Origin of the sequence: Rhizobium sp. RCC_161_2, assembly GCF_041355235.1 — a bacterium.
In the GTDB taxonomy this organism is placed as follows: Bacteria; Pseudomonadota; Alphaproteobacteria; order Rhizobiales; family Rhizobiaceae; genus Rhizobium.
Genome location: NZ_JBFUPL010000011.1, coordinates 139,072 through 153,361 on the forward strand (window position 1 = coordinate 139,072; position 14,290 = coordinate 153,361).

At 58.3% G+C, this 14,290-nt stretch carries 11 protein-coding genes; 1 reads left to right on the top strand and 10 read right to left on the bottom strand.

Annotation, left to right across the window (positions count from 1 at the left end):
* Positions 1-53 precede the first annotated feature (53 nt).
* From AB6803_RS25540 to AB6803_RS25575, 8 genes are all read right to left on the bottom strand, one after another.
* A complete protein-coding gene (locus tag AB6803_RS25540; protein ID WP_371111514.1) occupies positions 54-1,271 on the bottom strand; it encodes an MFS transporter in 1,218 nt (405 codons plus the stop codon).
* A gap of 237 nt (positions 1,272-1,508) precedes the next feature.
* The gene (gene grpE, locus AB6803_RS25545; protein ID WP_371111515.1) at positions 1,509-2,153 is read right to left on the bottom strand and encodes a nucleotide exchange factor GrpE; all 645 of its coding nucleotides are present in this window, start codon (positions 2,151-2,153) and stop codon (positions 1,509-1,511) included.
* A 56-nt stretch (positions 2,154-2,209) separates the two neighbouring features.
* Positions 2,210-2,794, bottom strand: a complete 585-nt coding sequence (locus AB6803_RS25550; protein WP_371111516.1) for an HdeD family acid-resistance protein — start codon at positions 2,792-2,794, stop codon at positions 2,210-2,212.
* A 300-nt stretch (positions 2,795-3,094) separates the two neighbouring features.
* Entirely contained in the window at positions 3,095-4,102 is a 1,008-nt protein-coding gene (locus AB6803_RS25555; protein ID WP_371111517.1) for a cation diffusion facilitator family transporter, read from the bottom strand.
* 19 nt (positions 4,103-4,121) lie between these two features.
* On the bottom strand, positions 4,122-4,238 hold the full coding sequence (locus AB6803_RS25560; protein ID WP_371111518.1) for a DUF2474 family protein: 117 nt from the start codon (positions 4,236-4,238) through the stop codon (positions 4,122-4,124).
* Positions 4,238-5,242, bottom strand: a complete 1,005-nt coding sequence (cydB, locus tag AB6803_RS25565) for a cytochrome d ubiquinol oxidase subunit II (protein WP_371111519.1) — start codon at positions 5,240-5,242, stop codon at positions 4,238-4,240. Before cydB ends, AB6803_RS25560 begins: the two co-directional genes overlap by 1 nt.
* 5 nt (positions 5,243-5,247) lie before the next feature.
* Positions 5,248-6,660: a cytochrome ubiquinol oxidase subunit I gene (locus tag AB6803_RS25570; protein ID WP_371111520.1), complete on the bottom strand. Its 1,413-nt coding sequence runs from the start codon at positions 6,658-6,660 to the stop codon at positions 5,248-5,250.
* A 94-nt stretch (positions 6,661-6,754) separates the two neighbouring features.
* Positions 6,755-9,022 carry an FdhF/YdeP family oxidoreductase gene (locus AB6803_RS25575; RefSeq protein ID WP_371111521.1) on the bottom strand — a complete coding sequence of 756 codons (2,268 nt, stop codon included), beginning with the start codon at positions 9,020-9,022 and terminating at the stop codon, positions 6,755-6,757.
* A gap of 319 nt (positions 9,023-9,341) precedes the next feature.
* On the opposite strand from AB6803_RS25575, the gene AB6803_RS25580 reads away from it, so the two are divergent.
* Positions 9,342-10,238: a bestrophin family protein gene (locus AB6803_RS25580; protein WP_371111522.1), complete on the top strand. Its 897-nt coding sequence runs from the start codon at positions 9,342-9,344 to the stop codon at positions 10,236-10,238.
* A 175-nt stretch (positions 10,239-10,413) separates the two neighbouring features.
* Here AB6803_RS25580 and AB6803_RS25585 read toward each other — a convergent pair whose 3' ends face one another.
* A complete protein-coding gene (locus AB6803_RS25585) occupies positions 10,414-12,558 on the bottom strand; it encodes a methyl-accepting chemotaxis protein (protein ID WP_371111602.1) in 2,145 nt (714 codons plus the stop codon).
* 16 nt (positions 12,559-12,574) lie between these two features.
* Entirely contained in the window at positions 12,575-13,504 is a 930-nt protein-coding gene (locus AB6803_RS25590) for a substrate-binding domain-containing protein (RefSeq protein WP_371111523.1), read from the bottom strand.
* Positions 13,505-14,290: the final 786 nt, after the last annotated feature.

Here is a 14,290-nt window from a genome sequence, read left to right on the forward strand (position 1 = left end):
TTTAATCTCGTACTTGTTTAGACTTTGAATGTCCTTAGACAGGTCTGAACGGCCTATCGCAGTCGCAGTTTGAACAGGGCGTAGATCAGCAAAGCCCCGCTACCAGTCGCCGCTAGAAGGAAAGGCGCGCGCAGCGCGGCTTCGCGCCCAGCCTCGTTTTCAACGAGCGAAACGATGAGGCCTCCGGCAATTGCGCCAAGGGGCATGGAACCCCAGCCGAAGAAGCGGTAGATGCTGTTCACCCGGCCCAACAATTCCGCTGGGATACGCCGTTGCCGCCATGAGACTGTGATTACGTTCCAGAGCATCGAGCCTACCATCAGCGAGAACATCGCCATGCCGACAACGACAGCGCTCGAACTCAGGCCGATAACCGCATAAGTGAGACCCCATACCCCCAGCGAGACAAAAAGGCTCGCCTGCGAGCCGATCCAACCAACCACGGCAGGGGCGCTGAGACTGCCAGCAACGGCACCCATGGCGGCGACCGACAGCAGTACGCCGTAGCCGGCTGCAGACAGCCCTAGCACCTCTTGCGTGAACAGGACGGTTATCGTGGTTGCCATCATGTAGAGGAAATTCACCAGTCCCAGCACTACGGCAAGGCGCAGCAGCGCAACATCACGCCGCATCCAGTTCACTCCCTCGACAAGGGCCGACCAGAACCGCGAGGATGACCGCAGTTGCGGAGGAAGCGTGATCAGCCAGACCAGTCCCGCGGCCAGCACCAGGGCGGCTGCGTCGAGGCCGAAAGGCAAGGCGACCCCGACCCCGATCAGCAACCCAGCCAGCGGCGGCCCTATGAATTGACCGGTCAGTTGCTCAGCGCTCCACATTTGGCCATTGGCAGCTTCAAGGTCACCGGGCGCTACGATGGACGGCAATATCGTCTGCGCGGCATTATCCCGGAGCACCTCGGCCGAGCCGAGCAGGAAGGCCAACCCCGCCAGTGCCCACACCGCCTCAGGGGTCGGCTGACTGAGTGCTAGCATCATGATCGCAAACACAATCCCTGCCCGCAGCATGTCGGCGCGCGCGATCAACTTGCGCTGGTCGGTCCGATCAATGATTACGCCTGCCGGCACGGCGAACAACAACCAGGGCAAGCGAGCCGCAGCAGCCACCGCGGCAATAGCTACCGGATCGCGCGTCATCAGCGTCGCAAGCCAAGGCAATGCCAGAACTGTGAACCCGTCGCCAAGGTTTGTCAGCGCTCCCGCCGTGAACAGAAGGCGATAGTTTCGGTTTCGTATCAGCAAAGGTGCGGCCATCTTGAAGACATCCCCTCGTCTCGTCGTTCAGCTACACTGCAAAATGTCGATTATCGCCGTCAATGAAAGAATATTTCTCTCGGCGAATTGCCTGCTTCTTGTCGATCCTCTCCTGAATTTCCATCGTTACCGCAACTGACAGAAAGGCTTGAATGTCGGAGCAGACTTTTAAGATAGTTCGGCGGCGTCAGACAAAAACTCCATTTGTTTCGCACTTTAAATTAGCGCTTACGCGGCTCAACCCTTCGGTTCGCCTTCCCTACCTGGAGAGGGCTGGCTCTGGGCGCCGCCGCGCGCGATGCCGACCTTGGCCGGGCGCAGCGGGCGAGACCCTATGACATATCCCGGCTCGACGACCTGGGTGACGGTGCCGTTCGGCACGGAGGGATCGGCCAGTTCGAACAGCGCCTCGTGGAAATTAGGATCGAAACGTTCTCCCATGGGATTAAGCTTCTTGACGCCGTGCTTCTCCAAAGAGCGTAGCATTTCCTTTTCAGTGAGCTCGATACCCTCAATCAGCGTCTTGAACGCCCCCTCTTCTTTCAGCGCCTCGACGGGAATGCTGGCGATGGCGCGCTCCATATTGTCAGCCACACGCAGCATGTCGCCGGCAAATTTCGCAACCGCATATTGTCGCGTATCGTTCAAGTCGCGCTCGGCGCGGCGGCGCACATTCTCGACTTCCGCCAAGGCGCGCAGCAGGCGATCCTTCAATTCCGCATTCTCGGCCTCAAGCTTGGCGAAGGCCTCCGCGCGACTGTCGTTCGTCGGGATATCGCCGGCATTCGTTGCACCGGCTGGGTCACGCGCAGCCTGTTCCGCAGTCGCAGCAGACTTGGCTGGCCCCTGATTGCCGTCTTCGGGTTTGGTCTTTCCAGTCATTTCATCTCTCCCACGGATTGGGTCGCTCGCGGATACCACGTGTCACCGATAACCATTTACGCCGAGACGGTCTCCTCGTGTGCCGTTCTCAAACGCAGACCGAATGCAATGAATGCGCAGCCCTGGAAGATCAGATCGACGGACAAAATCAATCCCAGCAGCCATAGACTGTTAACTGGCCAGCCAAGCAGGAAGGTCAATCCCGCGATTGTCGTCACCACGCCGGACGCGACGATCCATCCCCAACCGGATTCGGAGCTTGTCCGGAAACCGAGGCATATGCGCGAAACGCCCGCGGCCACCGCAAGCAGCACCAGCAACAGCGTGAAAATGAACGACGCCAGCAGCGGATTCATGAGGGTGCTAACGCCAGCGGCGGCATAGAGAACGCCGCTGAGAAGCCACAAGACGAAGCCGCGCCAGGTCTTGACCCGAAAGGATTGGATGATCTGCATAACGCCGGCGACGACCATAAACGCGCCAACATAATAGACCGTCGCGAGCGTCGTCAGAAGCAGATTACCGACCGCAATCACGCCCGCGCCGATGAAGACGATCCCGAGGGCAACGAACCACCCCCATTTCGCACGGGCTTCGACGAATGCTCCCGAAGGCGCGGAAGTTCGATTGATAGTCGTCATGGAACCTTCCTTTGATCACTGAAGTGCTTTTCGAGTGCACCCTGCAGGACGGCCTGTGCCCCCTCGTCTGTTTACGCTTCGACGGCATCGCGGCCCTGCTGGCGCTGCCATTCACAATGCAACAAAGCTATACGCAACAGGCGTGCCAATGCGTAAATTGTAGCTATATCAATAACTTGAAGATCACGTATTATTGAACTCGAACATTCTGTCTGATTGGAATTGGACAGAATGTCGATGGCAGCCGCGCCACGTCCCATGAAGACGGCTTCGCGCCGCCGCATAGTCGTATGTTCAAAGTTACGATCGTGTAGCTGGAAATAAGTAGTCGCCGAACCGCTTCTTTCTGGCGCTCTCGAACTGTCCAAGGGTTTGCGGCTTCACAAAGAGCGCGATCACATCGGGATGGGTCATTTGGACACGTTTTTCGATCGCCGCCACGCAGGCCTCGATCTGCTCGGTACCGAGCGCATTGTCGAATTCTATGCTGAGGGCTACCACCGCCTGATCGGGCGCAAGTTGTGCAGTGAGCGCGCTATTGGCGTGGACGACGCCCGGCTGTTCCTGAGCGATCTGGCAGATCGCATCGACAAGTACCGGCGACGCGCGCTCGCCAATCAGCAAGCTCTTGCTTTCAATTGCCAGGAGAAGGGCCGTAACCGCAAGGACAAGCCCGATCAGGATGGACGCAACGCCGTCGAAAACCGGCATATCGAACACTTCGGCGGCCGCGATCCCGGCTGCGGCAATCGTAATCCCTATGAGGGCCGCGCTATCCTCGAACAACACCATGAAGGCGGGCGGATCCTTGCTACGCCGGAACGCCGTCCAGAAACCGAGCTTCCCCCTCACTCTCGCGAAATTGCGCCATGCGATGATCCAGGAGGTGCTTTCGAAGAGGAAGGAAAGACCCAGCACGACATAGCTCACCATGACATGCTCGACGGCTTGGGGAGCCATGACGTGGAGACACCCTTGATACAAGGATACGCCGGCACCAAGCCCGAACAGCAAGAGGGCAACAATGAAACTCCAGAAATAGAGCTCGCGGCCAAACCCCAACGGATGAACGATGTCGGGTCGCCGTGCGGACCGGCGATAGCCGTAAAGAAGCAATCCTTCATTGCCGGAATCGACAATCGAATGCACCGCTTCGCTGAACATGGCCGCGCTGCCCGTGATGATGGCGGCGGCAAGCTTTGTCACTGCAACGGCAATGTTGCCGGCGAGAGCTGCATAGACGACAAGCCGCGCGGGTGAGGAGGGACGCGAATTCGGGTCGGATATCACCGCGCACCTCCTTTGCATTGACCCCGATCGGATAGCCTTAACCGTGCAAACATAACCGGATCACACCTGCGACCACCCCAAGCGCGGCAACGCTTGCCGCCCAGATGGCGGCCATCCACGCGAGTCGCTTCCAAAGAGGGGCGACGGGGCTCATCAGTGATAGCCGTGGACGCCCGCCTTGCCTCGGAACACCCAATAGGCCCAACCGGTGTAGACGAGGATCACGGGAATGATGACAAGCGCTCCGAAAAGCATGAAAATCTGGCTCTCGCGCGGCGCGGCGGCATCCCAGATCGTTACCACGCGCGGCACGATATAGGGATAGATGCTGATCCCCAGACCGATGAATCCCAGCAGAAACAGCGCAAGCGCCATCAGGAACGGAGCACGTTCGAATTCGCGCCGCAAACTCCAGAAAAACGTTGCAGAGCAGATGAGCACCAACAATGGCACCTGAGCGGTCAGCAGCACGCCGGGCATCGCGAACCAGCGCCGCCAGTAATCATAGGCCAGGAACGGTGTCGCCGCACTCACTGCCGCAAGGGCAATGAGCGTTGCGGCACCAACCCAGAAGGCTACGCGGCGCGCATGGCTCTGGCTCGTTCCTTCTGTTTTCCAGATGAGCCAGGTTGCGCCCAGCAAAGCATAGCCGATGACCACGGCCACGCCCGTCAACAGGCTGAATGGGCTTAGCCAGTCGAGCCAGCCACCCGCATAAGCATCGTTCTCGACGTGAATTCCCTGCAGGATCGCGCCAAGCGTGATCCCTTGCGCCAATGCCGCAACGAACGAGCCGACGGAAAAGGCCACATCCCAGAACGGACGGTGACGCGGATCGCGCCAGCGAAACTCGAAGGCGACACCGCGAAAGACTAGGCCAAGCAGCATCGCGATCATCAGCGGATAGGTCGCGGGAAGAATGATCGCATAGGCGAGCGGGAAAGCCGCGAACAGCCCGCCTCCCCCCATGACCAGCCAGGTTTCATTGCCGTCCCACACCGGTGCGATCGAGTTCATCGCCTGATCGCGCTCGTCGCCGACCTCGAATGTTGGAAACAGGATGCCGATGCCAAGGTCGAAGCCGTCCATCACGACATAGGCCATCACCGCGAAGCCGATGACCGCTGCCCAGACGATAGTCAGATCAATGCTGGCCATGGTGGTTATTCCTTCCCCGGCAAAGGCGCGATAAAGCCTGGCGCCGGCGTGATGCCCGCGGCGCGTTGCGGCACGTTCGGCGGCTCCGTCTCCCCGCGCTCAGGCGGCTTCGACATCAGGCGCAGCAGATAATAGGTGCCCGCGCCGAAGGCGCTGAAATAGACCACGACGAAAGCAAGAAGCGATATGGCAACGGCGGGTGCCGCAAGCGGCGAATGCGATTCCGCGGTTCGCAGCAATCCGTACACCGTGAAAGGCTGACGCCCCACTTCGGTCGTCACCCAGCCGGCAATCACCGCAACGAAGCCGGCTGGCCCCATGACAACGCAAGCGCGATGCAGCCACGGCCAGTCATAAAGCTTCCTGCGGAAGCGAGCCAGAAGGCTCCAGAGACCGATCCCAAGCATGGCAAAGCCAAGCGCGACCATGATCCGGAACGACCAGAATATGATATGCGCCGGCGGCCATTGGTCACGCGGAAAATCCGTCAGGCCCGGCAATGGTGCGAATGGATCGTGCTTGAGGATCAGGGAGCCGATATAGGGAATAGAAACTTCATACCGGACACGGGCCTCGTCGTTGCTCGGAAGCCCGAACAGAATGAGCGGCGCGCCATTCGGGCTCGGTTCATAGTCACCCTCCATGGCCAGAACCTTGGCCGGCTGGTGTTCCAGCGTGTTGAGGCCATGCGCATCGCCGGCAAGGATCTGGATCGGTGCGACGATGGCAGCCATCCACATCGCCATCGAGAACATCTTGCGGGCACCGGGATTGGCGCGATCTTTAAGAAGATGCCAGGCGCCAACGCCGCCAACGACGAAAGCCGTGGTGAGATAGGCGGCGATCACAGTGTGAACAAGTCGGAAGGGAAAGCTGGCGGTGAAGATGATCGGCAGCCATGAGCCCGCCGGCACGAACTGCCCCTTTGCGTTGATTGCAAAGCCCGCCGGCGTCTGCATCCAGCTGTTGACCGCAATGATCCATGTCGCCGAGATGAGCGTGCCGAGAGCCACCATGCAAGTCGCGAAAAAATGCAGCTTCTTGCCGACCTTGCTCATGCCGAACAGCATCACGCCCAGAAAGCCGGCTTCCAGGAAGAACGCCGTCAGCACTTCATAGGCCATGAGCGGACCGACGATCGGGCCTGCCTTGGTCGAGAAGACGGACCAATTGGTGCCGAACTGGTAGGACATGACCACGCCTGAAACAACGCCCATGCCGAAGACGACGGCAAAGATCTTCAGCCAGTAACGGTAGAGATTGGCGTAAACACCCTGCCCCGTCTTCAACCAAAGGCCCTCGAGCACCATCAGATAGCTCGCGAGCCCGATCGAAAATGCCGGGAAAATAAAGTGGAAGGAGACGGTGAACGCGAATTGCGCACGCGCCAAAATCACCGGATCTAGCTGCTCAAGCAACGTTTCTTCCTCCCCAATGGCAAATCCAGGATACATCACCTCGACAAGACGAGGTCATCGAAGATCAGACGGCTGATCGACGGTTCAGGTCTGCTCAGGCTGCAACGACGCGCACTGGTATTGATTTGGCGGCAGGTGTGCCGCTGATCCTATCATAATAATCGAGAGGCAGGAGCGGGTTGAGTTCCGGATAATATCCGGCAATCGCTCCGCGCGGCATCGGATAATCCAGCACCGTCAAGCCCTCCACGCGCCGCTGCAGACCGTCATCGCTGATCGTTTCAAGCGTGATGCGAGAGCCTTCTTCCAGCCCTCTGTCGGCACGATCCTCCGCATTCATGAAGAGCACCATGCGGTCGTTGTACACACCACGATACCGGTCATTGTAGCTGTAGATGGTCGTGTTGAACTGGTCATGCGAGCGGACGGTGGCCAATCGCAGCATCCACGGGTCGGCGACCGGAACATTGACCTCGAGACCGGGCAAAAGCAGAAAATTCGCCTTGCCATTCGGCGTCGGCCAAACGAGGCGGCGCGGTGGCACGTCGAGATGAAATCCTTTCGGGTTTTTGATCTTTTCCGAGAAGTCGCTGTAAATCTCCGGATAGACCGCGGCGATCTTGTCGCGAATGAGATTGTAGTCGTGGATATAGCTTTCCCACGGAACCTTGCTGTTCGGCAAAGTCGCAAGCGCCATGCGACAGACGATTTCCACCTCCGGAAGGGCATGCGGACTTGCCGGCGTCAAAACGCCGCGCGATGCGGTGACATTGGACATTGAATCTTCGATCGTGACGAACTGCTCGCCGGCTGAAGTCTGTATCTGTTCGGAACGGGAAACGACCGGCAGGATGAGCGCGTCGCGCCCATGAACGAGATGCCCTCTGTTCAGCTTCGTTGCGATCCCAACCGTCAGCGACAACTTACGCATTGCGGCATAGGATCGATCCGTGTCCGGGATCGCCCGGACGAAATTGCCGCCCATTCCGATAAAGACCTTGGCGGTGCCATTTTCCATCGCTTCCACGGACTCGATCGTATGATGCCCGTGCTCGCGCGGCGGTTCGAAGCCGAAGACATCACGGACGCGATCGAGATACTCCTGCGTTGGCTTTTCATCGATCCCGACCGTGCGATCGCCCTGAACGTTCGAATGGCCGCGAATGGGGGAAATGCCGGCGCCGGGCTTTCCGAAATTGCCGCGCAGCAGAAGCAGGTTCGCCACCTGCTGCAGGAGCCGAGAGCCTTGCTGATGCTGAGTAAGGCCCATTCCGTAACAGATCATCGTCGCGCGTGAGCGAATATAGATCTCGGCGCAGCGGCGAATTTGAGCCTCTTCCAGTCCGGAAATTCTGACAATGTCCGCCCACTCCTGAGCCATGACGTCGTCGCGGATCGCGTCCAACCCGACGGTATGTTTTTCAATGAAATCGGTGTCGATGATCTTTTCGCCTTGAGCTTCTCGCTCAAACATCACCTTCATCATCCCCTTGAACAAAGCGAGATCGCCACCGATGCGGATGTGGACGAATTCGCTCGCGATCGGCGTCGATCCGAAGGTTGCCATCTGCACGACGTCCTGCGGCTCGGTGAAGCGGATGAGCGCGCGTTCCGGCATGGGATTGACGGCCACGATCGGGACGCCGCGTTTGCGCGCTTCGACCAGATTGGTCATCATGCGAGGCGAATTCGTGCCGGTGTTCTGTCCGATGACGAAAATGGCTTCGGCATGCTCAAAATCTTCGAGAATAACCGTCCCCTTACCAACGCCGATTGCGGGCGGCAGGCCACGGCTGGTCGGCTCGTGGCACATGTTGGAACAGTCCGGAAAGTTGTTGGTGCCGAACTCCCGAATGAATATCGCATAGAGGAACGCGGCCTCGTTCGGTGTGCGGCCCGAGGTGTAGAATTCCGCCTGATGCGGGCTTTCGAGCGCCCGCAGGTGATCACCGATCATCGCAAACGCCGTATCCCAGCCGCACGGCACGTATCGGTCGGACGCCGCATCGTAGCGCATCGGCTCCGTCAGGCGGCCCTGCATCTCAAGCCAATAGTCCGACTGCTCCATCAGCTCGGTCACCGTATGCTTTGCAAAGAACTCGCGGGTGACCCTGAACTTCGTTGCCTCGTGCGCGAGTGCCTTGGCGCCATTCTCGCAGAACTCGAGCGTCTTCTTGCAATCGGCATCTGGAAAGGCGCAGCTCGGACACTTGAAACCGCCCGGCTGATTCATGGCGAGCAGGGCACGCGATCCCTTCGTGACGACACTCTGCTCAAGCAACACCTTTGCTGTTGCGGCCGCAGCACCCCATCCACCGGCGGGATGGTGGTAGGTTTTGTATTGAGGCTTATTGTCGGCCATGTTTTACCCCCACGGAAATGATCGTGGCGACAGTAAAACACGTTATCATATTGAAATCTATAGACAAATTGTCCCGTAAATTTGGACAATTTGTCCGAGAGAGCGGTGAGAGCAAGCGCTAAGCCATTGACTTTCCTTCGCCCCGGAACCTGGCACGAATTATGAATACGACAGAGCCTGCTGGAAGCGGCACAGGGGCCAAGCATGGAACGACTGCCTCCACGATCGCACCCGTAGCGATGGGGAGACTTCCGCGTGGTTTTCTCAGATGCGCGATACCCGGTGCAAGGGAAATGCTTACAACGCCACGGATATCGAAATGATCTTACGCTCGAAACCCAGTTTCAAGGATATATTGTTTGCAATCAACGGCTCGATATTGCCGCGGATCGCTCCCCATCTCATTGGGATTTCGCTCATCAGTATCGTGGCAATCTTTGCGGCACAGGAACATCCGGGCATCTTCGCGCGGATCAGCGCTATTCCCTTCACGCTGATCGGCATCGCGCTCTCGGTCTTCATGAGCTTTCGCAACAATGCCTGTTACGCCCGCTGGTGGGAGGGGCGAAAGCTATGGGGCGAGTTGATCATCGCCTGCCGGTCCTTCGCGCGCCAGACCTCCGCCTTGGAGGAACGCGACCGACGTTTCCTCCTTCACGGCCTGTGCGGCTTCTCTGCGGGGCTGGTTGCGCGCTTGCGGGGCCAGGACGAGCGGGCCGCGATCAAGCCCTGGTTCGATATGAGCCTCAGCCCAAACAATCCGAACCCGACAAACGCGGTGCTCGATCATATCGGGAAGCATTGCCTGACGCTCATGCGCAGGCACCAGATCGGAGCGATCCACTACTCGGTCCTGGAGGGTCAAATCACCGCGCTCGCCGAGGTGCAGGGCGGCTGCGAGCGCATAGCGCTGACACCCGTCCCATTCGCCTATTCCCTGCTCCTCCATCGCACCGCGCTTGTCTTTTGCGTGACCCTGCCGTTTGCGCTGGCCGGCTCCCTCGATTGGTGGACACTTCTGCCGGTTCTGATCGTCGCCTATACATTCTTCGGGCTCGATGCACTGGGGCACCAACTCGAGGATCCGTTTGGCCTGGAGCCAAACGCTCTGCCGTTGGATGCGATGCAGCGAACCGTGGAGCGGGAGCTGCTTTCATTGCTCGGGCATGAAGATTTGCCCGAACCAATCAGGCCACATCAAAACATCCTGAGATGATCATATTCGTGCCTGGTTCATGCTTGCGGGCACCGTTGATCAAGCGCCTCTCGATCACATGCCGCGCGGAATTGCGACCCAGACGATAGCGAGCTCGGGAGTATGGCCGCGATGCATGAATAGACGGGTTGGGCGTCAACCCAGCCCGTCATCGGAGTGGCAGTTTCGCTCGATCTCAGGACGCCATTGCATAACGGCGATGCTGGGGCACAGCCGCACTGCGTGTCCTGAATTGCTGCACTAGGTCCGCGAGGTTCTCGGTCTCCTGGGTCAGGCTCTGAGCCGCTGCCGTCGTCTCTTCCACCATCGCCGCATTTTGTTGGGTGACCTTGTCCATCTGATCGCCGGCAGCAGAAACCTCTCGCAGGCTGGCTGCCTGTTCACGCGCGGCAACGGCGATTTCGGCAACCGTGGCATTCATCGCGCCGACTTGTTCGACGATCTGTGCGAGCGACGTGCCGGATTCTCCGACAAGCTCCACGCCCGCCTTGACCTGTGCCGAGGAGGTAGAGATCAGTGCCTTGATCTCTCTGGCCGCACTGGCTGATCGCTGGGCAAGCTCGCGCACTTCCTGGGCGACGACGGCAAAGCCTTTTCCTGCCTCGCCTGCACGCGCCGCTTCCACGCCCGCGTTAAGGGCAAGAAGGTTGGTCTGGAAGGCGATCTCGTCAATGACGCCGATAATATTGCCGATCTTGGACGAGGAATTTTGTATCTCCGTCATCGCGGCGATCGCGCGGGCGACGATCGCACCGCCGTTCTCGGCATTGGCGCGTGCTGTCGCCACGGCGCTCTGAGCATGACTTGCTCCTTCCGCCGTACCATTGACGCCCCGTGTCACATCGCCGAGCGCAGCCACGGTCTCTTCGAGCGAAGCAGCTTGCTGTTCGGTGCGACGCGCGAGGTCATTGGACGCTGTCGAGATTTCCGCAAGGCCGGATTTGATCGTGCCGACCGCGCGGATAACGGAATCGAGGGTCTCTTCCAGACTGGAGACCGAGTTGTTGAAATGATCGCGAATGCGGACATAACGGCCGTCAACCTCGCCGACACGGACGGTCAGATCGCCCTTTGAGAGTGCATCGAGACCGAAAGAAATCTGTTGGAAGGCATGTTCCATCACCTGGGCATCGGCAAGCCGCTCGGCTTCCTGGCGCAGGCGTTCTTCTTCGGCCGCAAGGCGAGCACGTTCGGCATTGGCTTCGGCGGCAAGTTTGCCGCGTCCGGTCTCCTGGAAAACCTTCAAAGAGCGTGCCATGGCGCCGAGCTCGTGACGATGTTCGGTACCATCCACCACCATCGTGTCATCGCCGTGAGCAAGCCGCTCCATCGTCCGTGCCATCTTGCGCACGGCCGAGGAAATCAGCTGACCGACGAAATAGGCGAGTACAAGACCAATCACGATCAGGAGGCCGCTAATGATCAGCGTCGATCTCGCCGCGGAGGCAACCGTCGTCTCGACCGAGCCATCGAGCGACTTCTGCGCGTCCATGACGGTCGCCTGCAGATCCTTAAAGCCCGTTGCGATTTTCGGGGCCAGGACGTTCAGTTCACTCTCGCGGATCTTATTGGTCGCCAGCAATATGTCCCTGACGTCACCAAGACGGCCGGTGTAGTTCTGCATCAGCTGACCGGCACCGAGAATGCGCTTGCGCTGCAGGTCGCCCTTGGCGGCCTTGGCATCAGCATCGTTCAGAGCCATCGCGTCATTAAGCGCCGACTGCGCCAAGTCGTAAGATGCCAAATCACCCGAGTGGATAAAGCGTTCCGAGAAATAGAGGCTGCGGTTCAACGCCTCGAGTGTCGCGGCGGTCATGTGCAGCAGCGTCACATCGTTCTGCCGCCAAGCACTGCGCATGACGTCGTTGAGCGCAATGCTGGTCCAGGGGCCGAACTCGGTGACCTTGGAAATCAGGGCATCGCGCCTTGCGTGCAGGGATACGATCTGTTCGAAAGCCTTGCCATAGGCGGCAACGTCCTGGCGGATGTTTGCCATACCAGCCTGCAGGACATTGTTGCCCGCAAAGCGCTGATCGTCGGTTGCAAATGCCTTAACCCCAGCCCGGAAACGGTCCACGACATCCTGTGTCGGACTGGAGCGGAAAGCTTCCACCGACATCTGGATTTCATGCAGTTGGTCGCTGTAGCCGGAAATGGCGAGGCTCTGGCCGGCAGTACTGCGGTAAGAGGAGAAGATGGATGAAAGTCCTTCCATGCCGGAAATCGCATTGACCGAGAGCAGGCTCATCAGCAGGATCAGCGGCAGGAAGCCTGCCGTGATCTGCGCGCGGATGCCAAGTTTATTCCAAAAGCGCAACATCATGATCCCCTTATGCTCACTGGGTCTTCGGCAGGTATTGGGCGATATTTTGTGGCGTGACGAGCTCGAAGGGCACGTTGTTTTCTCGCGGCACCTTTTGCCCGTTTATGAGCTTGATTGCGGCATCGACTGCCGCCGCGCCCTGCCCGGTGGCGCTCTGGAGAATGGTGACATCCAGATCGCCGGCTTGCATCGCTGCCAGCGCATCGTCCGTCGCATCAACGCCCGCGACGACGACGTCCTTCATCGACATGCCGTTCCGCTTCATGGCGCGGATGGCACCAACCGCCATCTCGTCATTGTTGGCGATGACCGCGTCGAACTTCACGCCCGCCGTTAGCCATTCCTGCATCTGCTGATCGGCATAATCGCTCGACCAATAGGCAGCCTGACGCTCCACGATCTGGAGACCCTTGCATTCAGGCGTCGCAACGACGTTGTCGATATCCTGCGTGCGTGCACGGGCGGCCGCATGGAAGGGTTCGCCCATCAGCACGACGACACGCCCCTTGCCCTTGAGAAGAGAGCAGACTTCCTTCGTCTGCAATGTTCCCGATTCCGCTTCGTCGGACGCGACGACGACCTGGTTTTCCGGCAAGTCGGACAGGTTCGAGGGGACGTTGTTGATATAGACCAGCGGAATATGGGCATCGGCGGCAAGCTTGGTCATCTGCGGGCCAAGGTCACCGTCGGAAACGGCGAGGACGATGGCATCGACCTTATCCGCGATGAACTGCTCGACCTGCTTTTTCTGAAGCTCATTATCGCCCTTGGCGTTCTGCGTGACGAACTTCAGACCGGACACCGTCTTTCCGTTCGACAGGATTCCGTTGAGCAGTGCGGTCCTGAACTTGTCCAGACCGGACATCGACACGCCGATCGTTTGCGCATTCGCAGCCGAAGCGGATATCGCCATCACGAAAGCTGCAAGTATGGTCTTTCTCATTATTTCCCTCCGCAAGGCGTCTACCGAGCTGAAGATTTATAACGAGATTTTAGTTAAAATTTACTTTGCGATACTTAATGTAAATTAGAAATATATCAAATACAAAATAACAATCCGCTCAGGAAGCGAGATTCGCAAGACATTTTCATTGTTTGCATTATCGAAAACCGGAAAATCCCCCTCTAACGAAACAATACTTATTAGATCGACCTATTTAAGCCTCGGGAAATCGTCAGTTTCGAATCGAATACTGGAGATCCCATGCGGTCTCGTGAATACAAATCGGGACGTCAATCGTTGCGCCCAACGCACGAAATTCATCGGCACCCCCGCCGAGCTGAGCCTTAACCCCGGAAAATTCCAGCTCCCGCTGGCCCAAAATCTGGTAGCACCTCAAAAAACCGCTGGAGCGAACTCCAAACTGGATAAAACTTGCGGGCAAGGTCACTGGCGCTATCACGATAGATGAAGAACTTTGGTCGGTTCCCGAAACGTTCCTCCAGAAAGCGAGCGATCATCTTTTCTTCGGCTGAAATAGGGGCAGACTCAAGGCTTAATCTCCATAATGAAGATTGTCCGATGCTATCTTTACGCTCGTTTGGCAAGGCCTTGCGCCTTCGGATACTTCAAATAGGGCTGCCGAAATCTTCAAATAGCTCGTCGCCTCCAACATGATCTCGACCTCTTTGAGCGTTCCGACAATCTTCAAGCTAGGCAAACTTTGCAATCATGTTTCTGGATTTAACCTCAGGATAAAATCTGAACCTCTGCTCACCATCAACAGCC

What these genes read in the sequence shown, in the direction of transcription:
- AB6803_RS25540 (WP_371111514.1), bottom strand. Translation starts at nt 1,271, where the DNA reads ATGGCCGCACCTTTGCTGATACGAAACCGAAACTATCGCCTTCTGTTC.
- grpE (WP_371111515.1), bottom strand. Translation starts at nt 2,153, where the DNA reads ATGACTGGAAAGACCAAACCCGAAGACGGCAATCAGGGGCCAGCCAAG.
- AB6803_RS25550 (WP_371111516.1), bottom strand. Translation starts at nt 2,794, where the DNA reads ATGACGACTATCAATCGAACTTCCGCGCCTTCGGGAGCATTCGTCGAA.
- AB6803_RS25555 (WP_371111517.1), bottom strand. Translation starts at nt 4,102, where the DNA reads ATGCAAAGGAGGTGCGCGGTGATATCCGACCCGAATTCGCGTCCCTCC.
- AB6803_RS25560 (WP_371111518.1), bottom strand. Translation starts at nt 4,238, where the DNA reads ATGAGCCCCGTCGCCCCTCTTTGGAAGCGACTCGCGTGGATGGCCGCC.
- cydB (WP_371111519.1), bottom strand. Translation starts at nt 5,242, where the DNA reads ATGGCCAGCATTGATCTGACTATCGTCTGGGCAGCGGTCATCGGCTTC.
- AB6803_RS25575 (WP_371111521.1), bottom strand. Translation starts at nt 9,022, where the DNA reads ATGGCCGACAATAAGCCTCAATACAAAACCTACCACCATCCCGCCGGT.
- AB6803_RS25580 (WP_371111522.1), top strand. Translation starts at nt 9,342, where the DNA reads ATGATCTTACGCTCGAAACCCAGTTTCAAGGATATATTGTTTGCAATC.
- AB6803_RS25585 (WP_371111602.1), bottom strand. Translation starts at nt 12,558, where the DNA reads ATGTTGCGCTTTTGGAATAAACTTGGCATCCGCGCGCAGATCACGGCA.
- AB6803_RS25590 (WP_371111523.1), bottom strand. Translation starts at nt 13,504, where the DNA reads ATGAGAAAGACCATACTTGCAGCTTTCGTGATGGCGATATCCGCTTCG.